The 24,082-nt window shown below is 62.9% G+C and carries 25 protein-coding genes; 18 read left to right on the plus strand and 7 right to left on the minus strand.

All coding sequences use genetic code 11. The annotated features are described in order from the left end of the window. Positions 1-88: 88 nt before the first annotated feature. Genes BZG29_RS07070 through BZG29_RS07080 form a run of 3 tightly spaced genes read left to right on the plus strand, consistent with a single transcriptional unit; the run spans position 89 to position 2,271 of the window. Positions 89-601 (plus strand): hypothetical protein, encoded by a 513-nt coding sequence (locus tag BZG29_RS07070; RefSeq protein ID WP_034781751.1) that lies wholly within the window; start codon positions 89-91, stop codon positions 599-601. After that, entirely contained in the window at positions 591-1,379 is a 789-nt protein-coding gene (locus BZG29_RS07075) for a hypothetical protein (protein ID WP_070257483.1), read from the plus strand. The genes BZG29_RS07070 and BZG29_RS07075 overlap by 11 nt, the downstream gene beginning before the upstream one ends. A 19-nt stretch (positions 1,380-1,398) precedes the next feature. Continuing rightward, the gene (locus BZG29_RS07080) at positions 1,399-2,271 is read left to right on the plus strand and encodes a hypothetical protein (protein ID WP_077400518.1); all 873 of its coding nucleotides are present in this window, start codon (positions 1,399-1,401) and stop codon (positions 2,269-2,271) included. Positions 2,272-2,308: 37 nt separating this feature from the next. Here BZG29_RS07080 and BZG29_RS07085 read toward each other — a convergent pair whose 3' ends face one another. Then, positions 2,309-3,211, minus strand: a complete 903-nt coding sequence (locus tag BZG29_RS07085; protein ID WP_077400521.1) for a LysR family transcriptional regulator — start codon at positions 3,209-3,211, stop codon at positions 2,309-2,311. Between the two features lie 107 nt (positions 3,212-3,318). Between BZG29_RS07085 and BZG29_RS07090 the strand changes: the two genes are divergently transcribed. Beyond that, entirely contained in the window at positions 3,319-4,593 is a 1,275-nt protein-coding gene (locus tag BZG29_RS07090) for an MFS transporter (protein ID WP_253192811.1), read from the plus strand. A 5-nt stretch (positions 4,594-4,598) separates the two neighbouring features. On the opposite strand, the gene BZG29_RS07095 is transcribed toward BZG29_RS07090, so the two are convergent. Further along, a complete protein-coding gene (locus tag BZG29_RS07095; protein WP_077400524.1) occupies positions 4,599-5,252 on the minus strand; it encodes a hypothetical protein in 654 nt (217 codons plus the stop codon). Between the two features lie 168 nt (positions 5,253-5,420). On the opposite strand from BZG29_RS07095, the gene BZG29_RS07100 reads away from it, so the two are divergent. Then, positions 5,421-5,747, plus strand: coding sequence for a hypothetical protein (locus tag BZG29_RS07100; RefSeq protein ID WP_070257487.1), 327 nt, complete (start codon positions 5,421-5,423; stop codon positions 5,745-5,747). A gap of 5 nt (positions 5,748-5,752) precedes the next feature. On the opposite strand, the gene BZG29_RS07105 is transcribed toward BZG29_RS07100, so the two are convergent. Further along, positions 5,753-6,625 carry a LytTR family DNA-binding domain-containing protein gene (locus BZG29_RS07105; protein WP_077400527.1) on the minus strand — a complete coding sequence of 291 codons (873 nt, stop codon included), beginning with the start codon at positions 6,623-6,625 and terminating at the stop codon, positions 5,753-5,755. Next, a complete protein-coding gene (locus BZG29_RS07110) occupies positions 6,622-7,725 on the minus strand; it encodes a histidine kinase (protein WP_077400530.1) in 1,104 nt (367 codons plus the stop codon). The genes BZG29_RS07105 and BZG29_RS07110 overlap by 4 nt, the downstream gene beginning before the upstream one ends. Positions 7,726-7,923: 198 nt before the next feature. Between BZG29_RS07110 and ugpQ the strand changes: the two genes are divergently transcribed. Next, on the plus strand, positions 7,924-8,664 hold the full coding sequence (ugpQ, locus tag BZG29_RS07115; RefSeq protein WP_077400533.1) for a glycerophosphodiester phosphodiesterase: 741 nt from the start codon (positions 7,924-7,926) through the stop codon (positions 8,662-8,664). 72 nt (positions 8,665-8,736) lie between these two features. Here the strand turns inward: ugpQ and BZG29_RS07120 are convergent, their stop codons facing one another. Continuing rightward, complete coding sequence (locus BZG29_RS07120) at positions 8,737-10,794, minus strand: TonB-dependent receptor (RefSeq protein ID WP_171984951.1); 2,058 nt, start codon at positions 10,792-10,794, stop codon at positions 8,737-8,739. Between the two features lie 158 nt (positions 10,795-10,952). Here BZG29_RS07120 and BZG29_RS07125 point away from each other — a divergent pair, with 158 nt between their 5' ends. From BZG29_RS07125 to BZG29_RS07150, 6 genes are all read left to right on the plus strand, one after another. Continuing rightward, positions 10,953-11,405, plus strand: a complete 453-nt coding sequence (locus BZG29_RS07125) for a Fur family transcriptional regulator (RefSeq protein WP_077400536.1) — start codon at positions 10,953-10,955, stop codon at positions 11,403-11,405. A gap of 119 nt (positions 11,406-11,524) precedes the next feature. Beyond that, the gene (gene alaS, locus BZG29_RS07130) at positions 11,525-14,137 is read left to right on the plus strand and encodes an alanine--tRNA ligase (RefSeq protein WP_077400539.1); all 2,613 of its coding nucleotides are present in this window, start codon (positions 11,525-11,527) and stop codon (positions 14,135-14,137) included. A 236-nt stretch (positions 14,138-14,373) separates the two neighbouring features. After that, positions 14,374-14,601 carry a sulfurtransferase TusA family protein gene (locus tag BZG29_RS07135; RefSeq protein WP_010395510.1) on the plus strand — a complete coding sequence of 76 codons (228 nt, stop codon included), beginning with the start codon at positions 14,374-14,376 and terminating at the stop codon, positions 14,599-14,601. Between the two features lie 256 nt (positions 14,602-14,857). Beyond that, positions 14,858-15,607, plus strand: a complete 750-nt coding sequence (locus BZG29_RS07140; protein ID WP_034759884.1) for an electron transfer flavoprotein subunit beta/FixA family protein — start codon at positions 14,858-14,860, stop codon at positions 15,605-15,607. A 40-nt stretch (positions 15,608-15,647) separates the two neighbouring features. Continuing rightward, the gene (locus BZG29_RS07145; RefSeq protein ID WP_077400542.1) at positions 15,648-16,580 is read left to right on the plus strand and encodes an FAD-binding protein; all 933 of its coding nucleotides are present in this window, start codon (positions 15,648-15,650) and stop codon (positions 16,578-16,580) included. 92 nt (positions 16,581-16,672) lie between these two features. Further along, positions 16,673-18,463 (plus strand): acyl-CoA dehydrogenase, encoded by a 1,791-nt coding sequence (locus BZG29_RS07150; RefSeq protein ID WP_077400545.1) that lies wholly within the window; start codon positions 16,673-16,675, stop codon positions 18,461-18,463. Between the two features lie 135 nt (positions 18,464-18,598). Here the strand turns inward: BZG29_RS07150 and BZG29_RS07155 are convergent, their stop codons facing one another. Continuing rightward, a complete protein-coding gene (locus BZG29_RS07155; RefSeq protein ID WP_077400548.1) occupies positions 18,599-19,225 on the minus strand; it encodes a glycine zipper 2TM domain-containing protein in 627 nt (208 codons plus the stop codon). 136 nt (positions 19,226-19,361) lie between these two features. Beyond that, on the minus strand, positions 19,362-19,796 hold the full coding sequence (locus BZG29_RS07160) for an NINE protein (protein WP_077400551.1): 435 nt from the start codon (positions 19,794-19,796) through the stop codon (positions 19,362-19,364). Between the two features lie 288 nt (positions 19,797-20,084). Here BZG29_RS07160 and rpsP point away from each other — a divergent pair, with 288 nt between their 5' ends. The 6 genes from rpsP (at position 20,085) to BZG29_RS07190 (ending at position 24,017) form a co-directional block, all read left to right on the plus strand. Next, positions 20,085-20,336 carry a 30S ribosomal protein S16 gene (rpsP, locus tag BZG29_RS07165; protein ID WP_010395524.1) on the plus strand — a complete coding sequence of 84 codons (252 nt, stop codon included), beginning with the start codon at positions 20,085-20,087 and terminating at the stop codon, positions 20,334-20,336. Between the two features lie 13 nt (positions 20,337-20,349). After that, on the plus strand, positions 20,350-20,907 hold the full coding sequence (gene rimM, locus BZG29_RS07170; RefSeq protein WP_077400554.1) for a ribosome maturation factor RimM: 558 nt from the start codon (positions 20,350-20,352) through the stop codon (positions 20,905-20,907). 50 nt (positions 20,908-20,957) lie between these two features. Beyond that, positions 20,958-21,704, plus strand: coding sequence for a tRNA (guanosine(37)-N1)-methyltransferase TrmD (gene trmD / locus BZG29_RS07175; RefSeq protein WP_077400557.1), 747 nt, complete (start codon positions 20,958-20,960; stop codon positions 21,702-21,704). A 134-nt stretch (positions 21,705-21,838) separates the two neighbouring features. After that, positions 21,839-22,222 (plus strand): 50S ribosomal protein L19, encoded by a 384-nt coding sequence (rplS, locus tag BZG29_RS07180; protein ID WP_035825414.1) that lies wholly within the window; start codon positions 21,839-21,841, stop codon positions 22,220-22,222. 78 nt (positions 22,223-22,300) lie between these two features. Next, positions 22,301-22,960 (plus strand): CoA pyrophosphatase, encoded by a 660-nt coding sequence (locus BZG29_RS07185; RefSeq protein WP_077400560.1) that lies wholly within the window; start codon positions 22,301-22,303, stop codon positions 22,958-22,960. A gap of 97 nt (positions 22,961-23,057) precedes the next feature. Beyond that, positions 23,058-24,017 (plus strand): CobD/CbiB family protein, encoded by a 960-nt coding sequence (locus BZG29_RS07190; RefSeq protein WP_077400563.1) that lies wholly within the window; start codon positions 23,058-23,060, stop codon positions 24,015-24,017. Positions 24,018-24,082: the final 65 nt, after the last annotated feature.

The raw sequence follows: 24,082 nt of genomic DNA on the forward strand, positions 1-24,082 counted from the left end.
CGGCCAGCCTGAATGATTTGAAAAACAACAAACAATGGTGCTTTTGCCTTTATGTAAAAGTACCGCGCATCACATTGGAAAGCACAGCATGAGAAGAGTACACCCTGAATTCGCGTATCAGTCGCGCGAGCTGGAAGGCCAGATCGAAGGCATCCTCGGCGACCCGCCGAACCGCAAGAACTATAAAAGCATGGTCGACGCGCTGGTGGGCGAGTACGCGAGCGGCGGCGGCATCGAAGACGTGAACATGCTGGCCTTCGCGCTGGTCGACCACATCACCTTCAGCGACCCGAAGGGCTTGCTGGCCGAAAGCGAAGACTACGAGTTCGGCGATACGGCCCGCGTGTTTTCCATGGCCGCCTGCGCCGCGCCGGAAGCGGCGAAGATGTACGCCGCCATCGAGGAAAGCTTCCCCGACCTGGCGCGCCAGGCCATCATCACGGCCTTCCTGCACAAGAATCCCCGCCTGTGGGACGACGACGACCAGTCGCTGGACCAGCTGGCCGCCAATGACGACGGCGACGACGAGCACGATGAAGACGAAGCGACCGACGATTTCGCCCAGATGTTTGACCAGGATGGAGATGACCATGGCCGATAACAATGAACAAAAAAGCAATCTTCCCGCGCTGACGAAGCAGGTCACGGAGCTGGTGCTGTCCGGTTCGCTGGGCCACGCCGAGCAGGCGTTTGCCGACGCGGCCGACCAGTACGGCGATCTTGCCGTGGTGGAAGTGCTGAATGCCATCCCGCCGCAAGTGACGGCCCTGCACCTGGCCGGCTTCGACGGCGGCAAGATGTCGCTGGCCACCCTGCTGGTGCCGCCGAAAGCCTGGGCCGACAGCCTGGCCTTCATCGCCGCCACCTGGAGCGACGACCAGATCGAGGACGATCCGGAACGCATCGCCGAAGCCCTGTTCGCGCACATCCACGGCGTCGTGTTTTCCACCGACGACGCCGAGCGCCGCCGCGAGCTGCTGCTCGAAGCGTCCGCCACCGACTGGGGCGCCACGGCGTTCGCCATCCTGTTCTCGATGGCGCCGAAGGAAATCCTCGAAGTGGCGGGCGAGATCGTCATCAAGGGGCCGTACGTGACGGGCGTGACGTCGTCCGACAACGACGTCGTGCCGCTGGCCATCGAGCTGGCGCAAGCGAATGAAGACGGCTGGGACCGCTCGCTGTTCGAACTGTTCCCCGATTTCCGCCACAGCGCCGACCTGGCCGACGCGGAATACTCGGACGACCCGGACGAAGAGCCGACCATGTTGCAGCGCAGTACCAAGGAATTGCTGTACCGCCTGCGCAAGCAAGTGCCGAGCACGCGCAGCGCGCCGCGTTCCAGCACGCGCCGCAGCCTGGGCACGGGCATTTTCTCGTAATGAAAGCAGGGAACGACTAATGCTGCCAGCAATTGTTGTAGAGAATCTTCCGCGCCTGGTGCGCGCCATCAAACTGTTGCCGGGCGACCCGCGCGAAGACGCGGCCCTGAACCTGGCCGATGAATTGACGGGCATCACGGCCATGGTGGCCGAGAAGTTCACGAATGAGCGCACGGCCGACGGCATCCAGAAAGCGCTGTACCTGACGGTGGGCGGCGTGTCCTTGGGCCTGGAACAGGCCGTCACGCATGAAGGCGACCAGGCCGCGCTCGATTTCCTCGTCGAGCACGGCGCCGAACACGCATTCCAGGTGGGCTTTCGCCTGATCAAGGAATTGTCGCAGCTGCCGGAAGATGCCCTCGTCGGCGAATACGACCAGGACCCCGTCTACCTGCAGCGCCGGCTGCGCGAGCTGTTCATCGATATTTGCCAGGCCGACCCGAACCAGAACTGGGCCGGCTATGAAAAGTATGCGTTGCAGTTGCAACAGCGCAAGGAAGTGCAAGCCGTCGTGCGCCTGGCCGGCTGGCTGCGCCGCCACCATGACAACGGCCCCGTCAGCGACAGCGACCTGAATGCCGAGGGCGTCATCGCCCTGGCCATCATCTTCGCCATCGAAGGCGGCGGGCGCGTCATCGCGCGCACGGGGCAGAAGGAGTTCGAACGCTTTGTGCGTTCCGTGCGCAAGAACAAGCCCGACTTCGAGGAAGGCTGGGCCGCCCTGGTGGCCAAGGTGCCCGTGCAGCACCATCCCGTGTTGCTCGACCGCATCGCTTCGTACCGCCGCAGCTGCACCGTGGTGCATAAAATCCTCACGCGGGCCAGCATGAAGAGCCTGTTCGAGGACCTGGAAAATTACGCCGGTTCGGAGCTGGATGCCGATTACTCGTAATGCAGTAAATGCAGTACGTAGGCCGGCGCCTGCCGGCCTACGCTCCCCCTTCCAGCGCCGCTTCCTCGGCCAGTTTCACGAATGCCGCCACCAGCGGCGACGTTTCTTCTTCCCTTTGTGCCAATAACAGACTGGTCGTCGCCTGCGGGTCGTCGATCGGGCGGTAGCACACGCCATCCATGCGGATGCGGTCGAACGAGGCGGGCAGCACGGAAATGCCGCAGCCGGCCGCCACCAGGCCGATGATGGTCGACGCCTCGCCCGCTTCCTGCGCCACCTGGGGCACGAAGCCGGCCGCCTTGCACAGGCGAAAGATCTGCGGATAAATCCCCGTGCCCGCATCCTTGGGGTACATCACAAAACCTTCGCCCGCCATGTCGGCAATCGCGATGGCCTCCTTGGCCGCCAGCGCGTGGGCGACGGGCAGCACGAGGAACAGCGGGTCTTGCCGCAGTTGCGTCAGCTTGATATCGGAGGGGTACGTCGTTTCCGGCGGGCGCACGAAGCCCAGGTCCATGGTCCTGCCCGAGATCGCTTCCAGCTGATGCAATGTCGCCATTTCGTGCAGGGTCAATGTGACGTGCGGAAAGAGCTGGCGGTAGCGGTTGATGACGGTGGCGAAATACGGCGTGAACGGCGTGGAAAAGGTAAAGCCGATGCGCAATTCACCCGCTTCGCCCCGCTGCGCCCGCCGCGCCGTGACGGCCGCCTGTTCCGACAGGGCCAGGATGCGCCGCGCATCGTCGAGGAACAGCGTGCCCGCCTGCGTCAGCCGCACGGAGCGCTTGTTGCGCTCGAACAACTGCGCGCCCAATTCTGCTTCCAGCGCCTGGATTTGCTGGCTCAGCGGCGGCTGGCCGATGTGCAGGCGCTCGGCCGCGCGCGTGAAGTGCAGCTCCTCGGCGACGGCGACAAAGTAACGCAGGTGGCGCAGTTCCATATTCGTCCAGTAATCGTTTTAAAGTATGAGTTGGGCCTTAAATATATATTGGACGATATGAGTTGGCAATCCTAAGATGAAGACTCGCTTCTTTCCCGAACACGGCCATGTCTGATTCATCGCTCGCTTATGCCTCCGCCGCCACTCCCGCGCTTTCGCCTGCCGCTCCCGCTCCCCGCACGGCCATCGCCAAGGGTTCCATCGAATTCAAGCGCAGCAACCGCGCGCTGTTCTTTGGCGGCTTTTCCACCTTCAGCTTGCTGTATTGCATCCAGCCCCTGTTCCCGCTGCTGTCGCACCAGTTCCATCTGACGCCGGCGCAAAGCAGCTGGTCCCTGTCCGTGTCGAGCGGCTTGCTGGCCATCTCGCTGGTGCTGCTGAGCGCGGTGTCGGACCGGGTGGGCCGCAAGCCGCTGATGGTGGCGTCGATGTTTTCCGCCGCGATATTGACGATCTTGTCCGCCTTTGCGCAGGATTATGCGCAGTTGCTGGCGATCCGTGCCGCGCTGGGCGTGGCCCTGGGCGGCATGCCGGCCGTGGCCATGGCCTATCTGGGCGAGGAAATCGAAGGCCCGTCCCTGGGCCTGTCGATGGGGCTGTATATTGCCGGCAGCGCGTTTGGCGGCATGTCGGGACGGCTGGTGGCGTCCATGCTCAGCGATTTCCTGTCGTGGCGCTGGGCCCTGGGCGTGCTGGGCGTGGCCGGCGTGCTGGCGGCGGCCGAGTTCTGGCGCAGCCTGCCCGCGTCGAAGAACTTCGTGCCCAGCACCAAGGGCTGGAATGCCTTGCCGCACGCGATCAGGCAGCATTTTTCGGATAAGGGCTTGCCGTGGCTGTTTTGCCTGGCATTCGTGCTGATGGGCTGTTTCGTCAGCCTGTATAACTACATCGGCTACCGTTTGCTGGCCGCGCCCTTCGGCCTGCGCCAGAGCACGGTCGGCTTGCTGGCCTTCTTGTACCTGATCGGCATCTTCAGCTCCGTCTGGGCGGGCCGCCTGGTGGATCGCCTGGGGCGCCGGGGCGTGCTGTGGATCATGCTGTCGGTAATGCTGTCCGGCATTGTATTGACCCTGTTCGACTCGCTGCCGCTGATCGTCATCGGCATGGCGCTGGCCACCTTCGGCTTCTTTGCCTCGCATTCGATCGCCAGCAGCTGGGTCAGCCGCCGCGCCCGCGCGCCGCAGGCGCTGGCCTCGGCCTTCTATCTGCTGTTCTATTATTTGGGATCAAGCCTGATCGGCTCCGCCTCGGGCATGATGTGGGGCTTCGACGGCTGGACGGGCGTGGTCGTCATGCTGGGCCTGTGCCTGGGCGGCGGCGTGCTGATCGCCTTGCGCCTGCGCCATCTGCAGCCGCTGGGCGCGCGCGAAGCAGTGGGCTGAGGCAGCTATTTGGGACACATGCCGATCATCGTTTCCCCCTGCTTGCCCGCGCGCGTGGTCACGCACAGGGTGCCCAGCGCGCTGGTGATTTTATAGGTGCGGCTGCCCTTGGCCTCATTCGCGCCGATTTCCTCGATCTTTGACGCTTCATACCATTTCGGCGGCACGGCCGCGTAGGCCTCGGCAAATCCTTGCTGCATGCGCTTGAAGCCCGTGTCGTCGAATTTCTCCCCGCCCCGTTGCGGGAATTCCTTGCGTAAATCCTTGTCGATCTTGCCCACGTCGCGCTTGGCTTGCGCCAGGATGTCGGCCGCGCTGGGCGGCGCGACGAGCGTGATCGCTTCCGGCATTGCCGGCGCCGGCGCCTGCTCGGCGGCGGGAACGGGCAAGGGGCGGCTGACGGGCGCCGGCACGGGCAGGCGCGGCGGGCGTGCGGCGGCCGGTTTTACCTCGGGCAACGGTACGGGGGGCGGCTTGGGCGGCGCCGGGAGCGTGTGGCGCAGCCAGGCGATGGCCGGGCCCTGCGGCAAGTGTTCGTCCATGACGGCGCGGGGCCGCGACTGCAAGACGATATACGCAAAGCCAAGGTGCAGCAGGACGATCAGCAGCAGGCCGGGAGCGCGGCGGGGCAGGGTAGTTGGCGAGGTCATGGAGGGCATGATGGTTCAGGTACGCCAATGTATCTGAAGGATTTGATAATTATCTAAAATGTCACCAGTGCTTACAAAAAAGTGCCGTGTGGAAATTTCGATGCCATGGCGGCTGGCGGGGAACCCTGCGCCAGTCTGGTGATCCAACCCCGGACACCACGCGAACAGGAGATCATCATGATGCAGGTAAAGGAAGTGGCACGGCGCTTTGGCGCCATTGAACATGCGATCGGCCAGGCGGCCCAGCTGTGCGGCAAGCAGCAGGGCATGCCCATGGACTTGAAGGATTGCATCAACCAGCTGGACCAGCAAAAGAACGCCGTGCGGCAAGCCATCGACACGCAGGACGATGCGCGCATCCGGCAAGCCGTTGACCAGATGGAATCGCTGGGCGATCGCGCCAAGCGGGCATGCGGCACGGCGGCCAGCGTGACGCCGGAAATGAAGAGCGCCGTGCTCAAGGTCCACGATGAACTATCGGACCTGAAGCACCAGCTGCATTAACCGTTTTACATCTGCCGGAACAGATGGGCATATAAAGGGCTGACGCGCAGCTGTGCCGGATGTTGGCGCAGGGTCAGCGACAGCTTGCCCGCCTCGTCGCGCACGGCCGTGGCGATGGCGCTGGCGTTGACGATGGTGCCCCGGTGGATTTGCCAGAACTGTTGCGGGTCCAGCTGGGGCAGGAGTTCCTTCAGGCTCGTGCGTATCAGCGCTTCGCTGTCCTGGCACACGACGTTGATGTATTTGTCCAGCGCCTCGAAATACACGACGTCGGCCAGCGCGATCATGCGCACGCTGTTGCCGACGGCCGCCCGTATCATTTGCAGGCGCGGCGCGGGCGGCAGCATGGCTTGCAGCTGGCTCAGCAGGCGGGCCATGTTGCCGTCGCTGGCGGACTCGGCTGCCGACGCTTCCGTGGCGGCTGGCGCCGTCGCTGGCGTTGGGCTTGCCGTAGCTGTACCGTTGACGCCGGCGCTGTCGCGCAAGCGCTGCTGCAGGCGTTCCACCGTCTTGCCCAGGCGTGCATCGTTGACGGGTTTTAAGACGTAATCGGCGGCCGCGTGTTCGAAGGCGGCCAGCGCGTATTCGTCGTAGGCGGTGACGAACACGATGTGGGGGAAAGGTACGCCGTCCGGCCACTGTTCCGCCAGCTCCTCGGCTGCTTCCAGGCCCGTCTTGCCGGGCATCTTGATGTCGAGAAAGAGTATGTCGGGCTGCAGCGCCAGGCCTTGCTGCAGGGCTTCCACGCCGTTGGCGCAGGTGGCGACGATGTCGAGTTCCGGCCAGAGCCGGCGCAAGGCGTGCGCGAGGGCGGCGGCGAGTATCGGTTCGTCTTCGGCGATCAGGGCGCGCGGCGCGTGTGGGGTGTGCTTGTTCATGCGAGGGGGCTCGTGATGGTGGATGGAAGGGGGATTGTCAGGCGGGCGGTCGCGCCTGCCGGCGTGTTGGCGGCCAGCACCAGGCTGGCGGCGTCGCCATGCATGCCGCGCAGGCGCTCGCGGATGTTCGCCACGCCCAGGTGGGTGCCCTTGCTCTGGCCCGGATGGTCGAGGCCCAGGCCATCGTCGGCAACCGTCAGGATCAGCATGCCGTCGTCGGCGGACGCCCGCACGTGGACGTGGCCGCCTTCGATCTTCGGTTCCAGGCCGTGCTGGATGGCGTTTTCCACCAGCGGCTGCAGCAGCATGGGCGGCACCTTGATCTGGCGCAAAGTATCGGGCAAATCCAGCGTAAAGCGCAGGCGCGCACCCATGCGTATCGACATCAGGCCCAGATAGGCTTGCATCAGGGAAAACTCCTGCTCCAGGGTGGTGGATTCTGCGCGCGAGGAAGACAGGGTGGCGCGCAGATACTGGATCAATTGATCGAGCAGCAGCTGGGCGCGGTCCGGATCAAAGCTGATCAGGCCCTGCAGGTTGGCGAGGGTATTGAACAGCATATGCGGTTCGATCTGCGCCTGCAGCAGCTGCAACTGCGCCTGCATGGCCTGGCGCGCCACGGATTCGGCGCGGGCTTTTTCCTGGGCCGCCTCCATTTGCAGGCGGGCGATTTTTTCGCGGCTGCCAAAGAACAGGATGGCCGCTCCCGCCACCGCCAAGGTGAACACCGTCATGCCGACATTGCGTGACGACATGGAGACGGGCGCGGGAACGTCGATATTGGCCAGCCAGCCGAACAGCATGGTGCCGCCTACCTGTGCCACGGTGGCGCTGACGATGATGAGGGCAGTGAAGGGCAGTCTTGGGGGGCGGCGTCCCTCGCCCCACCAGGCCAGGCGGATGCCGTCGATGAGCAGGAAGGCAATGCCGCCTATGCACATGGATGCAAGCAGGTTGAGCCAGAAGCTTTGTCCGCCGCTCAGCACGAAGGTGATGAAGAGGGCGCACAGGACATTGAGCAGCAGCGCATAACGGGCATCGCCCAGCAGGCGCCGGTAGGGAAAGCCCGTCTTGCGGGGGGCGGTGTCGGTAGTGTGCATGCGGGACCGCTTTCGGGTGGGCGTTCGGGTTGGCAATGCGGCAATTATGGGCGGCTCTGCATGCGGGCGCAACGCCGTTGCGACGAAAGCGGGCGGAGACGGCGCCAATCGCCTGATCGCGTCCTTTACATGGTGGCGCTTGCACGCGATGATGGCAAGACGTCCTCATTGAAAACCTCATCATGATAAAGGAATACCATGTGGCCCTATCCACGCACCCTGGCGCACCGCGGCGGCGGCACCCTGGCGCCTGAAAACACCCTGGCCGCCCTGCGCTGCGGCCTCGCCTACGGCTACCGCGCCGTGGAATTCGACGTCATGCTGGCGTCCGACGGCGTGCCCGTTGTCGTGCACGACCCCGAACTGGGCCGCACCGTGGCCGGCAGCGGCCAGGTCAGCGATTACACGGCCGCGCAGCTCGGCGCCATGGAGGCGGGCGCCTGGTTCGGCCCGCAATTCGCGGGCGAGGGCGTGCCCACGTTCGAGGCCGTGGTGGCGTACTGCAAGGCGCAGCGCATCTGGATGAATATCGAAATCAAGCCGGCGCCAGGCTTCGACGTAGCCACGGGCGAGGCGGTGGCGCGGGCCACGCGCGACTATTTCGCAAAAGAAATTGCTACTGGAGAATTATTGCCCTTGCTCTCGTCGTTCAGCGTCGACGCGCTGCAGGCGGCGCGCCAGGCGGTGCCGGAACTGGCACGCGGCTGGCTGGTCGAACAGATACCGGATGACTGGGCGCGGACGGCGAAGGAACTGGACGTGGTGGCGATTCATTGCGACCACCAGCAGCTGACGCCGGAACTGGCGCGAAAGGTCAAGGAGGCGGGATACGGGCTGTTCTGCTACACCGTCAACACGCCCGAACGGGCCAGCGAGCTGCTGGCCTGGGGCGTGGATGGGTTTTGTACGGACAGGATAGATTTGATCAAGGCTGGCTAAACTGAACCCTGAAAAAAGCCGGGGTCGTACCCTGCAGGGTACGACCCCAGTCTTTGCCGTTGGGTTCAGCGTTTAGAAAGTCACGCGCATTCCTACGGTGACATTGCGCCCCGTCAAAGGCGCCGCATTCTTGATGAACGAGGTGTGGCTGTACGCCAGTTCATTTGTCAGGTTGTTCGCCTTGATGTAGAACTGGGCCGGCGTCGTGCCGATGCGCGTGTCGTAGTTGGCGGACAGGTTCAGCATGTTGTAGCCCGGGGTTGCCGTCTCAAACGCGGCGACCTTGTCTTGCTTGCCCACGCGGTAGAACTCGGCCACGCCGCTCCACGCCTGCCAGTTGGCGTCCACCTTCACGCCAAAACGCTGGGCCGGGATGCGCGGCAAGTTGCCGCCATCGTTGGCCAGCTTGGCCCGCACATAGTCGCCGAACACGCTGGCGCCGAACATGGGGTTCAGCTGCTGGCGCACTTGCCCTTCCACGCCCGTGAACGTGGCGTCGCGCTGGGCGTACTGGATCAGCTGGAAGCCTTCGTGGTTGTCCAGGGTGGAGCCGAAGATGTAATTATCTACCTTGTTGCGGTAGGCGCTGGCCGAGAAGGTCGTGGCGCCCGCGTATTTGCGCAAGGTCAAGTCGATATTGTTCGACGTTTCCTTGCCCAGGTTTTGATTGCCCAGCTCGTACGTGGCCGTGGCCATGTGCACGCCGTGCGCATACAGTTCCTCGGCGCTGGGCAGGCGGTGCGTGCGGGAAATGGTCGAACCGAGCGAATACTGGGGCGCGAATTTCCACACGGCACCCAGCGAGATCGACGTGCCCTTGGCGCTGCGGTCTTGCAGGGTGGCGCTGTCGACCGTGATGTCTTGCCATTCGTGGCGCAAGCCCGCTTCGAAGCGCCATTGGTCGAGCTTGTATTCTTCCACCAGGAAGGCCGCGTGCTTCTTCGTGACCGTCGGCGCCACGTAAGCTTCTTCGCCCAGAGCCGAGAAATCGCGCTTCGACGTTTGCAGGCCGACTACGCCGCGCCAGCCGAAGACGGGATGGTGTTCCATTTCCAGGCGCGCATCGTGGCCCTTGTTCTTGAACGTGGTGGCGATTTCCGTGCCTTCGATTTCATCGTGCTTGTAATCGGTGAACGAAGCGCGCAGGCGCAGCTTGGCGAAACCGGGCACGGGATCGCGCAGTTCGCCGCGCACATCCCAGCGTTCGCTCTTCAGTTTCACGTATGGCACGCTTTCGTGTTCATCCTCGTGCTCATGTTCTTCTTCGTCGCCATGGCCGTGGCCCTCGTGGCCGCCGCAATGCAGGTGCGTGCCGTGCGGGTGGCAGCTCTCGAATTCGTGGTTGTGGCCGGGCAAGCCGTATTCCGCGTGCTGGCTGGTGAAAGCCAGGCCCAGGAAGCCGCGCTGTCCCACCCACGACACGCCCACGCTGCCCGTGTCCGTCTTGTTGTAGCTGCCACCCACTTTCGAGCCGCCTTCCCAGCCGCTGCCGACCTTGTATTCCTTTGCGTCGCGCTTGACGCCTTCCGCGTGGAAGGCGATGTTGCCGGAGCCGCCAGTGACTTCAAAGGCGCCCGCCTTTTCGCGCGCGGCCGAGTTGGCGCGCACTTCCGCGCTGCCTTCGAAACCTTTTGCCGGCACGCGCGTGGGGATTTTCTTGTCGATCACATTGACGACGCCGCCGACGGCGCCGCCGCCATAGGCCAGCGCGGACGGGCCGCGCAAGACTTCAATCTGTTCCGACAGCATCGGTTCGGCCGCGACGGCGTGATCGGGGCTGATGGTCGACGCGTCCTGCACTTCGGCGCCATCGGACAGGATTTTCACGCGGGGGCCATCCATGCCGCGGATGATGGGGCGGCTGGCGCCGGCGCCGAAATGGCTGGAGGTGATGCCGGGCTGGCCGGCCAGGGTTTCGCCCAGGGTCGCCTCGCGGGCGCGCACCAGTTCCTCTCCTTCGAGCACGGTGACGGGCGTGCTCATGTCGTCGCTGCCCAGGGCCAGGGCGCTGGCCGAGACGGTGACGGCGGGCAAGGTTGTCGCTTGCTGCGCCAGGGCGCTGGCAGGAGCGGCAAAGGCCAGCATGATGGCCAGCGCGAGGGGAGTGGGTTGGTGAGGGCGGACGGACATGGGCAAGAATTCCTTTATCGGCGATCGGTTTGACGGGTCGGGGCAGGCCATTGCCGGATGGGGTGGCTGCCAGAAGATGATAATGATAACCCATTATCATTACTGTGTGACAGTTTTTCCGGGCAGGGGAGTCAGGCGGATGGTGTATTCTGTCGGCTATGGAACGCACAACACGTCAAAAAACCGCTATTCAAGCCGCCATCGAGTCGGCCCAGCGCCCCTTGTCGGCGCAGGAAATCCTCGAACAGGCCAGCTTGCAGGTGACGCAGCTGGGTATCGCCACCGTTTACCGCAACTTGAAGTCCTTGGTGCTGGAAGAAAAGGTGCACGTCGTGACCTTGCCGGGCGAAAACCCGCGCTATGAGTCGAACACGGCCGCCAATCACCACCACCACCATTTCCAGTGCACCACGTGCCAGCGCGTGTTCGACGTGCATGATTGTCCGGGCGACTTGAAGCGCATGGCGCCGCAAGGCTTTGTCGTCGAACGCCACGAACTGACCTTGTACGGCCGCTGCGCTGACTGCAATGCGGCCGCCGGCGCCACAGGCTCTGCGGCCAAGGCCACGCCCGCGCCGCACGCCTGCGCCAGCCACCACGACCCGGCCTGAGCGGGCAGGTTGTCGATGTTGGCACGGGCGCAACAATGGCCGTGCCAGCCGTCATTGCCGCACCCCATATCACGTATAATCTTCCCTTTAAAGCTGCCGCCACTCTTTGCCAAAAAAACATGAAATCAACTGAAATCCGCGACAAGTTCCTCAAATTTTTCGAGTCCAAGGGCCATTCCATCGTCCGTTCCAGCTCCCTGGTGCCAGGCAACGATCCGACCTTGCTGTTGACGAACAGCGGCATGGTGCAATTCAAGGACGTGTTTACGGGCACGGACAGCCGTCCGTACACGCGTGCCACTTCCGTGCAGCGCTGCGTGCGCGCCGGCGGCAAGCACAACGACCTGGAAAACGTCGGCTACACAGCGCGCCACCACACCTTCTTTGAAATGCTGGGCAACTTCAGCTTCGGCGACTATTTCAAGCGCGATGCGATTCAATACGCGTGGGAACTGCTGACCAAGGTGTATGGCTTGCCGGCCGATAAGCTGACCGTCACCGTGTACATCGAAGATGACGAAGCGTACGATATCTGGGCGAAAGAAATCGGCGTGCCCGTCGAGCGCATCATCCGCATCGGCGACAACAAGGGCTCGCGCTACGCGTCGGACAATTTCTGGCAGATGGCGGACACGGGCCCATGCGGCCCATGCACGGAAATCTTCTACGACCACGGCGCCGACATTCCTGGCGGCCCGCCGGGCTCGCCTGACGAAGACGGCGACCGTTTCATTGAAATCTGGAACCTGGTGTTCATGCAGTTCAACCGCGACGAAGCCGGTGTCATGCACAAGCTGCCGAAGCCATGCGTCGACACGGGCATGGGCATGGAGCGCCTGGCCGCCGTGCTGCAGCACGTGCATTCGAACTATGAAATCGACCTGTTCCAGCACCTGATCAAGGCTGCCGCGCGCGAAACGGGCGCCACGGACCTGGAAAACAAGTCGCTGCGCGTGATCGCCGACCACATCCGTGCCGCCGCCTTCATGATCGTCGACGGCATCATCCCGGGCAGCGAAGGCCGCGCGTATGTGTTGCGCCGCATCATCCGCCGCGCCTTGCGCCATGGCCACAAGCTGGGCCAGACGAAACCGTTCTTCTACAAGCTGGTGGCCGATCTCGCCATCGAGATGGGCGGCGCCTATCCGGAGCTGGAAGAAGCGAAAGACAACGTCGCCAACATGCTGAAGGCCGAGGAAGAGCGTTTCGGCGAAACCCTGGAAACGGGCATGAAAGTGCTGGAAGCGCAGCTGGCCAAGGATGCCACGGGCATCGACGGCGCCACCGCTTTTACTTTGTACGAAACCTACGGCTTCCCGCCGGACTTGACGGCCGACATTTGCCGCGAACGCGACATCACGTTCGACCAGGCCGGCTACGACGCGGCCCTGAAGGAAAGCCAGGAACTGTCGCGCAAGGGCGGCAAGACGCACAAGGACAGCAAGGTCGAGTACACGGGCGAGAAAAACACCTTCGTCGGCTACGACCAGTTGACATTCAGCAGCAAGGTCGTGGCGCTGTACGCAGCCGGCACGCCAGTACAGGAACTCAAGGCCGGTGAAGCGGGCATCGTCGTGCTCGACACCACGCCGTTCTACGCGGAATCGGGCGGCCAGGTGGGCGACCAGGGCGTGATCGCCTCGGGCGCCGGCAGCTTTGCCGTCAGCGACACGCTGAAAGTCCAGGCCGACGTGTTCGGCCACCACGGCGTGCTGGAATCGGGCGTGCTGAAGGTGGGCGACGCCGTCTCGGCGCAAGTCGACACGGCCAAGCGCGCGCGCACCATCCGCAACCACTCGGCCACGCACCTGATGCACAAGGCCTTGCGCGAAGTGCTGGGCAGCCACGTGGCGCAAAAGGGTTCGCTGGTCGACCCCGATAAAACCCGTTTCGACTTCAGCCACAATGCGCCGATGACGGCGGAGCAGATCGCCGCCGTGGAAACCATCGTCAACAAGGAAATCCTGGAAAACCGCGCCACGCAAGCGCACCTGATGTCGTTTGACGATGCCGTCAAGCATGGCGCCATGGCCCTGTTCGGCGAGAAATACGGCGACGAAGTGCGCGTGCTCGACATCGGCAGCTCGAAAGAGCTGTGCGGCGGCGTCCACGTGCAGCGCACGGGCGACATCGGCTTGTTCAAGATCATCGGCGAAAGCGGCGTGGCCGCCGGCATCCGCCGCGTGGAAGCGGTGACGGGCGAGGGCGCGCTGGCGCTGGTGCAAACCATCAACCGCCGCCTGGTCGAAGCGGCCAACGCCCTGAAGGCGCAGCCGGAAGAGCTGACGGCCCGCATCGGCCAGGTGCAGGACCACGTGAAGGCGCTGGAGAAGGAACTGGCCGCGCTGAAATCGAAACTGGCGTCGGGCCAGGGCGATGAGCTGGTCACGCAAGCCGTCGATGTCAACGGCATCAAGGTGCTGGCCGCCGTGCTGGACGGCGCCGACGTGGCCCGCCTGCGCGAAACCATGGACAAGCTGAAGGACAAGCTGAAAACGGCCGCCATCGTGCTGGCCAGCGTGGCCGACGGCAAGGTCAGCCTGATCGCCGGCGTCACGGCCGACGCCACTTCCAAGGTCAAGGCGGGCGAGCTGGTGAACTTCGTTGCACAGCAAGTGGGCGGAAAAGGCGGCGGACGCCCCGATATGGCGCAGGCCGGCGGCACCGATCCGAGCGGCCTGGCGAACGCCTTGGCCGGCGTGCCGGCCTGGGTCGGCGAACGCGCGAAATAAGGCGTAAGCTAGGGCCCATGCGGGGTTTTCGCCCCACAGCCCCTTGAAAACGGCCCGCAGACGGTGTTTGCGGGCCGTTTTTCCGTGTGGAATCTCGTTGTGACACCACAACAGCCGATGAACTATTTTGGTGCAGCGCGTCAATGCCCCTGATTTAGAGTAGTATGTCGAAAATCAGTACAACAAAAAATGGCGGGATATTGATGATGAGCGACACACTACTTGATACCGAGATTATGGAATTTCATAAAGAACTCGACGCGCGGGGCTTGAATTGCCCCTTGCCGATTCTGAAGGCGAAAAAGGCTTTGTCAGAGCTGCAGAGCGGGGAAGTGCTGCGCATCATGGCTACCGATCCCGGTTCCGTGCGCGACTTCCAGGCTTTTGCCAAGCAAACGGGCAATGCCCTGCTGTCGCATGTGCAGACGGGTACCGAATTCGTCTTCCTGATGCAACGCAAATAATTCTGCCAGCCGGGGCCGCCGTGGCGCGGCCTGCTTGACCGCTTGCCGTGTGCGTCACTTTCATGCCCTTTTGCTGCCCTGCAGCGTAGCGGCGGACTCCCCTGAAATCCTCAAAGCTGGACAGTTTAGATGGATTGCTCTAACAAAAAATCGCACGATCGTGCTTAAATTCGGTTCAAGATTCAAATTTCTCTTATAATCGAACGCACAATCAGCACTTGATCCGTCATTTTTATAATTTCCCAAAGGCATAGCTATGAAAGTCTTGGTACCCGTCAAACGCGTGGTCGACTATAACGTCAAAGTCCGCGTCAAGAGTGACGGCACTGGCGTCGATACCGCCAACGTCAAAATGTCGATGAACCCTTTCGATGAGATCGCGCTGGAAGAAGCGATGCGCCTGAAAGAAGCCGGCAAGGTCACTGAAGTGGTCGCCATCTCCTGCGGCGTGACGCAGTGCCAGGAAACCCTGCGCACGGCCATGGCCATCGGCGCCGACCGCGGCATCCTGGTGGAAACGACGACCGAACTGGAACCGCTGGCCGTGGCCAAGCTGGTCAAGTCCCTGGCCGAGAAAGAACAGCCGCAACTGATCATCCTGGGCAAACAGGCCATCGATGACGACAGCAACCAGACCGGCCAGATGCTCGCTGCCCTGCTGGGTTGGCCGCAAGCCACGTTTGCTTCGAAAGTCGTGCTGGAAGACGGTAAAGTCACCGTCACCCGCGAAGTCGACGGCGGCCTGGAAACCCTGGCATTGACCTTGCCAGCGATCATCACCACCGACCTGCGCCTGAACGAGCCACGCTATGTGACCTTGCCGAACATCATGAAGGCCAAGAAAAAGCCGCTCGAGACCGTCAAGCCGGAAGACCTGGGCGTCGATGTTGCGCCACGCCTGAAGACCCTGAAAGTCGTCGAGCCAGCCAAGCGCTCGGCCGGCATCAAGGTCCCGGACGTCGCTACCCTGGTCGCCAAGCTGCGTACCGAAGCCAAAGTCATCTAAGCGGCTTTGCCGTCTACCCAGAACAATTACAGGACATATCATGGTCGCATTAGTTATTGCTGAACACGACAACGCTACCTTAAAGGGCAGCACCCACCACACCGTGACCGCGGCTGCCCAGTGCGGCGGCGACGTGCACGTGCTCGTCGCAGGCTCGAACGCATCGGCTGCCGCCGCTGCCGCCGCGCAAATCGCCGGCGTGACGAAAGTCATCGTCGCCGACGCGCCATATTTTGCCGACGGCCTGGCCGAAAACGTGGCCGAGCAAGTGCTGGCCATCGCCGGCAACTACAGCCACATCCTGGCGCCAGCCACCGCCTACGGCAAGAACATCCTGCCGCGCGTGGCCGCCAAGCTTGACGTCGCGCAAATCTCGGAAATCACCAAGGTCGATTCCCCTGACACCTTCGAGCGCCCGATCTACGCCGGTAACGCTATTGCCACCGTGCAATCCGGCGACAAGGTCAAGGTCATCACCGTGCGCACCACCGGTTTCGACGCCGCTGCCGCCACCGGCGGTTCGGCTGCCACGGAAACCGTCGCCGCCGTCGCCGACGCGGGCAAGTCCGCCTTCGTGGGCCGCGAACTGGCCAAGTCCGACCGTCCTGAACTGACCGCCGCGAAAATCATCGTGTCGGGCGGCCGTGGCATGGGTTCGGCGGAAAACTTCCACATCCTGGAACCGCTGGCCGACAAGCTTGGCGCCGCCATGGGTGCTTCGCGCGCCGCCGTTGACGCCGGCTTCGTGCCGAACGACTGGCAAGTGGGCCAGACGGGCAAGATCGTCGCGCCATCGCTGTACATCGCCGTCGGTATCTCGGGCGCGATCCAGCATCTGGCCGGCATGAAAGATTCGAAGACCATCGTCGCCATCAACAAGGATCCGGAAGCGCCGATCTTTGCCGTGGCCGACTACGGCATCGTGGGCGATCTGTTCGAGATCGTGCCGCAACTGGTCAAAGAACTGGGTTAAGTCACACCCCTTCCGGTTTTGTTACTGACAAAGCCACGCCGGCCCGCCCCACACGGCGAGCCGCGCGTGGCTTTTTTCTTGGAGAAAAGAAGATGAGCTATCAAGCCCCGCTGAAAGACATGTTGTTCGTGATGAACGAACTGGCCGGCCTGGCCGAAATCCACACTTTACCCGGCTGCGAAGACGCCACGCCCGACACGGCTGAAGCCGTGCTGGAAGAGAACGCCAAGTTCTGCGGCGGCGTGGTGGCCCCCTTGAACGGCCCCAGCGACAAGGAGCCGAGCTTCTGGCACGACGGCCAGGTCACGACGTCAAAGGGCTTCAAGGAAGCGTTCAAGGCCTACGGCGAAGCGGGCTGGCAGGGCGTGCAGCATCCGACGCAGTTCGGCGGCCAGGGTTTACCGAAGCTGCTGGCCACGCCGTGCATCGAAATGCTCAACTCGGCCAGCATCTCGTTCGCCCTGGTGGCCCTGCTGTCGGACGGCGCCATCGAGGCGCTGCTGACGGCCGGCAGCGACGAGCAAAAAGCGGTGTATCTGGAAAACTTGGTGTCGGGCAAGTGGACGGGCACCATGAACCTGACGGAGCCGCAAGCCGGTTCCGACCTGGCCGCCGTGCGCACGCGCGCCGTGCCGCAGGGCGACGGCACCTATAAAGTGTTCGGCACGAAGATTTTCATCACGTACGGCGAACACGACATGGCGGAAAACATCGTCCACCTGGTGCTGGCCCGCACGCCGGACGCGCCCGCCGGCGTGAAAGGCATTTCGCTGTTCATCGTGCCGAAATTCCTCGTCAACGCCGATGGCAGCCTGGGTGCGCGCAACGACGCGCACTGTGTTTCCATCGAGCATAAGCTGGGCATCAAGGCCAGCCCGACGGCGGTATTGCAGTTCGGCGACCACGGCGGCGCCATCGGCACCCTGGTGGGCGAGGAAAACCGCGGCCTCGAATACATGTTCATCATGATGAACGCGGCCCGCTTCGGCGTGGGCTTGCAGGGCATCGGCCTGGCCGAGCGCGCCTACCAGCAGGCCGTGGCGTTCGCCAAGGACCGCGTGCAGTCGCGCGACCTGGCCGGGTCCGCGGGCCCCGTCTCCATCATCCACCACCCGGACGTGCGCCGCATGCTGATGTCGATGCGCTCGCAGACGGAGGCGGCGCGCGCGCTGGCCTACGTGGGCGCGGCCATCAGCGACGTGGCACACCATCATCCCGATGCCGAGGTGCGCGCGGAAAGCCTGGCCACGTATGAATACCTGGTGCCCGTCATCAAGGGTTGGGCCACGGAAATGTCGCAAGACGTCACGCGCGACGGCGTGCAAGTGCATGGCGGCATGGGTTTCATTGAAGAAACAGGTGCCGCTCAGCATTACCGCGACGCCAAGATTCTGACGATTTACGAAGGCACGACGGCCATCCAGGCGAATGACCTCGTGGGCCGCAAGACGGTGCGCGACGGCGGCGCCGTGGCGAAAGCCATCATCGCCCAGGTGCGCGCCACGGAAGCCCAGCTGGGCGAACTGTCCGGCGCCGACTTCCAGGCCATGCAGCGCCACCTGGCCGAAGGCAGTGCGGCCCTCGAAGCGGTAGTCGAGTATGTGGTGGCCAACATGAAGACGGACATCAAGGCCGTCTTTGCGGGCAGCGTGCCGTACCTGAAACTGGCCGGCATCGTGCTGGGCGGCTGGCAAATGGCGCGCGCGGCCATCGTGGCGCAGCAAAAGCTGGGTGAAGGCAGCGGCGACGCTTCGTTCTACAAGGCAAAAATCGCCACGGCGCGCTTCTTTGCCGACCACATCCTGTCGCAGGCGCCGGGCTTGCGCGCCACCATCATCGACGGCAGCGCCGGCGTGATGGCGCTGTCGGAAGAGCAGTTTTAAGTTGACGCGGGGCCGGCGGGAGCCGGCTGAATGCAAAAAAAGCGCTGGAGACTACTCTCCAGCGCTTTTTTTAACCACAAAGACAAATGCCGGGGTCAGACCCGCCGGGTCTGACCCCGGATTTACTCTGCGTTCCTAGCGGCGGGCGATGCCGTTGCCGGAATTGCGCACCAGGTCGCCAGCGGCCAGGCCAGGGTCCTGGTCAAACGCGAAGTCGGCCTTGGCGCCCGTTTCGTACTGCACGGTAACGGTCCACACCTTGCTGTTTTTCATGTGGCCTTCGACTTGCTTGCCCGCGAAAGCGCCGCCGGCGGCACCGGCAAGGGTGGCCAGGTCCTTGCCGCGTCCGCCGCCGACCTGGCGGCCCAGCAGGGCGCCGGCCACGCCGCCGCCGATCATGCCCAGCGCGCCGCCTTCGCCCGCTTTTTCAGCGACGTTGACTGCCAGCACCTTGCCGCACTCGGCGCAGATCTGGTGCTGCGGCTGCTTGGAAGGCTGGCTGGCGTAGGAATTGCCCGCCTTTTGCGCGGCCTTGGCGTTGATGATGGCCTGGTCGTATTCGCCCTTGGCGTCGCGCAGGCATTGCATGCGGGCTTTCGAGCTGGTTTCTTCTGCGCACAGTTTCTTGTCGTCCGCATAGCGCGTGTTGGCCTGCTTCGTGTCGTACGCGTATTGCGCCTTCGGCGACAGGTTTTGCGCGAAGGCGGAGGTGCTGAACAGGGCCGTGACGGCGACTGCGAGGATGAGTGGGCGACGAATCATGATCTTCTCCTGTGGGGTGTTGAATGTGCCAGTAATGTCGGCATTGTGAATGCAGTATAGAGGAAAATCATGATTGCTTACCAACACTTACATGTGCGTGCGGCAGGCGCGATCCGATGTCATTTCCATACGGAAATTAACCGTAGGCGCCGCCTGTGTACAGCAAGTCGAACAGGCGTGCCATGGTGGCGATCAGCACGCCTGCGCCTAGCATCAAGGTAGCGACCAGCACCACGGCCAGGGGCCAGCCCGTGTCCGACAGGTGGCCGGAGCCGGCGTTGTAGCGCGCATCCCACTTGTCGTCCGGCATCAGGCCCAGCACCAGCGCTTCCAGGAAGCCGCCCAGGGCGGACAGGGTCAGCGGCAATATCTGGTAAAACCAGTCCGCCTCGGGAAACAGCTGGCGCAGCAGCAAGGAGGCGGGCAGGGCGGCCAGGTGCAGCCAGCCCCAGCGGTCCCTGGCGCCGTGCAGGTAGAAGCGGTGGGCGCCCAGCATGCCCAGCAGGAAGGCCAGCAGTGTCGTGAAGGCCTTGTTCTTGTGCGACTGTTGCAAAATGGTAGCGGTGGTCATGGGACTCCAGAGTTGCTCATCGGTAAAGATTGTCAGTATCGGTCATTGCTTGCCGCAACGATAGCACTTTCAGACGGCGTTCAGGCGATGCTATCGTGCAATATCATCGCCTGGACGTGGCATGGCCGGCACGATAGACGCACGCGCCTATTGCGTCTTCGGCCATGACTGGTCATAATGTTTGATTAGCCCAAATTACACGCCCGTCATCATAACGCTTGCTGCCTGGCGGTAAAGCGCGCTATAATTTGCGGCTTTTTCCGCCTCAGCACACTTTTTGGAAATATTATGGTCGTTATTCGTTTAGCTCGTGGAGGCGCCAAGAAGCGCCCGTTCTTCAACATCGTCGCTACTGATTCGCGCAATCGCCGCGATGGTCGCTTCATTGAGCGTATCGGTTTTTACAACCCGATGGCGCAAGGTGGCGAAGTTCCACTGCGTATCACCGCAGACCGTCTGGCCTACTGGCAAGGCGTTGGCGCACAATTGTCGCCAACCGTTGCTCGCCTGGTAGCTAGCAACAACAAAGCAGCAGCTTAATTAGATCACTGGTTTGACGGTCAAGACTGCATCCGGGGTGAAAGTCCCCGATGACCTGGTACAGGTAGGCTATGTCTCCGGTGCTTATGGCATTGCTGGCGGGGTCAGGATCACTCCTTTCTCCGACGACGCGGATGCATTATTAAGCGTCAAAACCTGGTGGTTTGATAAACCGACCTTGCATGATGTTCAAGTCAGGCAAGCGAAGTTACACGGCGGCGACGTCGTGGCCCAGCTGGTGGGTGTGGTCGGGCGGGATGCCGCAGAAGCGCTGAAAGGCGTCTCTGTGCAAATTCCGCGTAGCCATTTCCCGACGCTGTCGGCCGATGAATTTTATTGGTCCGATCTGATCGGACTGACAGTCGAGAATTTGCAAGGCGAGTGCCTCGGCACAGTGCACGACATGATGAGCAATGGTCCGCAGTCGATCTTGCGCGTTACGCCCGTCGCCACTGCCGATGAGACCGTTGAAAAGGCGCCTGAGCGCCTGATCCCGTTTGTTGGCCAGTTTGTCATTAACGTTGACAAGGCTGCCAGCAAGATCACGGTCGACTGGGGCCTCGATTATTAAACCGCCTGCGCTTAACTTTGCGCCGGGCAATGTTTTCAGGATGGTGAACGATGCAATTTGATGTCGTGACCCTGTTCCCGGAAATGTTTGCCGCGCTGACGCAGTCGGGTGTGACCCGGCGCGCCTTCGAGCAGGGGAAATGTGGCTTGTCGCTGTGGAATCCCCGCGATTTCACTACCGACAATCACCGTACCGTGGATGACCGCCCGTATGGCGGCGGCCCCGGCATGGTGATGATGGCCCGTCCCCTCGAAGCGACAATTAATGCCGCGAAGCAACGCCAGACCGAACTGGGACTGGCGGCGCCCCGCGTGGTGTTCATGTCGCCGCAAGGCCGTCCGCTGACGCACGAGCGCGTCACGCAGTTGAAAGCCGAACCTGGTTTGGTGATCCTGTGCGGCCGCTATGAAGCCGTGGACCAGCGTTTGCTGGACCGTTGCGTCGACGAAGAAATCAGCATGGGCGACTTCGTCCTGTCGGGCGGCGAGCTGCCCGCCATGGCGCTGATGGATGCGGTGATCCGCCTGTTGCCGGGTGTCTTGAACACCGAGGCATCGGCCATCGAGGACAGCTTCGTCAATGGCTTGCTCGATTCGCCGCACTACACGCGGCCGGAAACATATGAAGGCATGGCCGTGCCGCCCGTCTTGATGGGCGGCAATCATGCCGAGATCGTCAAGTGGCGCCGCCAGCGCATGCTGGAAGCGACCGCGACAAAGCGGCCTGACCTGCTGGTCAGTGCACGCGCCGCCGGCTTGCTCAGCAAGACCGACGAAAAATTCCTGGCCAGCCTGTAAGCCGTTCTCGGACGGCCGGCAGGGTGGCTTTGCAGTGCCGGGCATGTTGCCCAAATTGGTAATACCCATCCTCTACCGGGCGGATAGCACGCTATCCACAGTGCGCCGGCATGATGGTTTTCGGAGTGTTAAAAATGGACTTGATTCAACAATTAGAGCAAGAAGAGATCGCCCGTCTGGGTAAATCGATTCCTGACTTCGCACCAGGCGATACCGTTATCGTCAGCGTCAACGTAGTCGAAGGCACGCGCAAGCGCGCCCAGGCTTACGAAGGCGTCGTTATCTCCCGTCGTAACCGTGGCCTGAACTCGAACTTCATCGTTCGCAAGATCTCGTCCGGCGAAGGCGTTGAGCGTACGTTCCAACTGTACTCGCCGCTGATCGCTTCGATCGAAGTGAAACGCCGTGGTGATGTTCGCCGCGCCAAGCTGTACTATCTGCGTGAGCGTTCGGGTAAATCGGCGCGTATCAAAGAAAAATTGCCAAATCGCCGCGTTGTGGCGAAAGCAAGCGCGTAATATCAGCGTCTGCGTTGGAAAAAAAGGGCGCCTCAGGGTGCCCTTTTTTCATTCTGAATTGCCAATGGGATAAGCTGCATGGCCACCATCGCATTTGATCCACAACAACTCGCCATCGATTCGATCGCCGGCGAGGCGGCGCTGGACGCCGTGCGCCTGACGCCCGGCTGGCTGCGCCAGCGCCTGGCCGAACCGCCCGACTGGCAGCCCGAGATCACCCAGGATTTCCTTTCCGCCCGCGCCGTGCCCGTGCGCGCCGCCGTGCTCATTCCGCTGGTGCAACGGCCACAGGGCTTGACCATCCTGCTGACCATGCGCACGGATCACCTGAGCAGCCATGCGGGCCAGGTCAGCTTTCCCGGCGGGCGCAGCGAACCGTTCGACGGTTCGCCCGTGGCCACGGCCCTGCGTGAAACGGAAGAAGAAGTGGGCCTGTCGCGCGCGCACGTCGAAGTGCTCGGCTGCCTGCCCGACTACCTGACGGGCACCGGCTACCAGGTCACGCCCGTGGTGGGCCTGGTGACGCCGCCGTTCGAGCTGCGCGCCGACCCGTCGGAAGTGGCGGAAATCTTCGAAGTGCCGCTGGCCTTCCTCATGGATGGCCTCAACCACCAGCGCCTGTCGGTCGAATTGCCCGGCGGACGGCGCTCGTTCTACGCCATGCCCTACGAGCGCTTCTACATTTGGGGTGCCACCGCCGGCATGCTGCGCAATCTGTTTCACCTCTTGCGCGCGTAAAATGGCACCCCGCACGTAATAAGTTTGATTCCAGCACTGCACTGCGCTATCGTAGCGGGCATTGCGGTATTGCTGAAAAAGACAAAAAGGACCATTGATGACATTTCTCTCCATACTTTGCGCATTGCTGATCGAGCAGCTCAAACCTTTGCGCGCGGACAATCCGATCTACGCCGAAATCAAGAGCCTGGCAATGCGCATGGAGACCTGGTTCAATGCCGGCCATGCCAACCACGGCCGCATGGGCTGGTTCCTCATGATCGGCGTGCTGATGGTGCCGACGGCCGGCGTGTACTGGCTCTTGCGGCATTACCAGCTGACCCCCTTGGCCTTCGTCTGGAATGTCCTCATCGTCTACCTGACCCTGGGTTTTCGCCATTACAGCCATTACTTCACGTCGATCCAGCTGGCCCTGAGCGCCGGCGACGAGGCGTCCGCGCGGACCTTGCTGGCCGAGTGGACCAAGCTCGACACGGTAGGCATGGAAGCGAGCGAAATCGCCCGCATCGCCGTGGAAAAAGCCCTGATCACCACGCATCGCAATGTGTTTGGCGTGTTCTTCTGGTTCCTCATGCCGCTGGGCCCTGCCTGCGCCGTGATGTACCGCGTGGCCGAATACCTGGCGCGCGCCTGGAACGAGCCCGAGCACATGCGCAATGAAGCGTTCGGCCAGTTCGCCGCGCGCGCCTTTTACCTGATCGACTGGATCCCCGTGCGCCTGACGGCCGTGGCGTTTGCCGTGGTCGGCAATTTCGAGGATGCCATCTACGCCTGGCGCAATTTTGCCCAGCGCTGGCAGGATGAGGCCATCGGCATCATCCTGACGGCAGGCGGCGGCGCCATGGGCGTGCGCCTGGGCACGCCGGCGGAAACGGCAGCCCGCGTGCTCGTCACGCCCGACATGGCCGTCGATGACAGCGACAGCGAAAGCGATATCCTGCCAGGCGAAGAGCCGGGCGCGCGCGCCTTGCAGAGCACGGTGGGCCTGGTCTGGCGCGCCTTGCTGTTGTGGATGCTGCTGCTGCTGTTGATGTCGGGCGCCGTTTTCCTCGGCTGACGGGGGCGCACACGCGCCATCCATGCGCCTGGCGCGCGGAACAAGGTTAAAATAGGGGCTGGCGC

It is taken from the genome of Janthinobacterium sp. LM6 (assembly GCF_002002885.1).
Taxonomy (GTDB): domain Bacteria; phylum Pseudomonadota; class Gammaproteobacteria; order Burkholderiales; family Burkholderiaceae_D; genus Janthinobacterium; species Janthinobacterium kumbetense.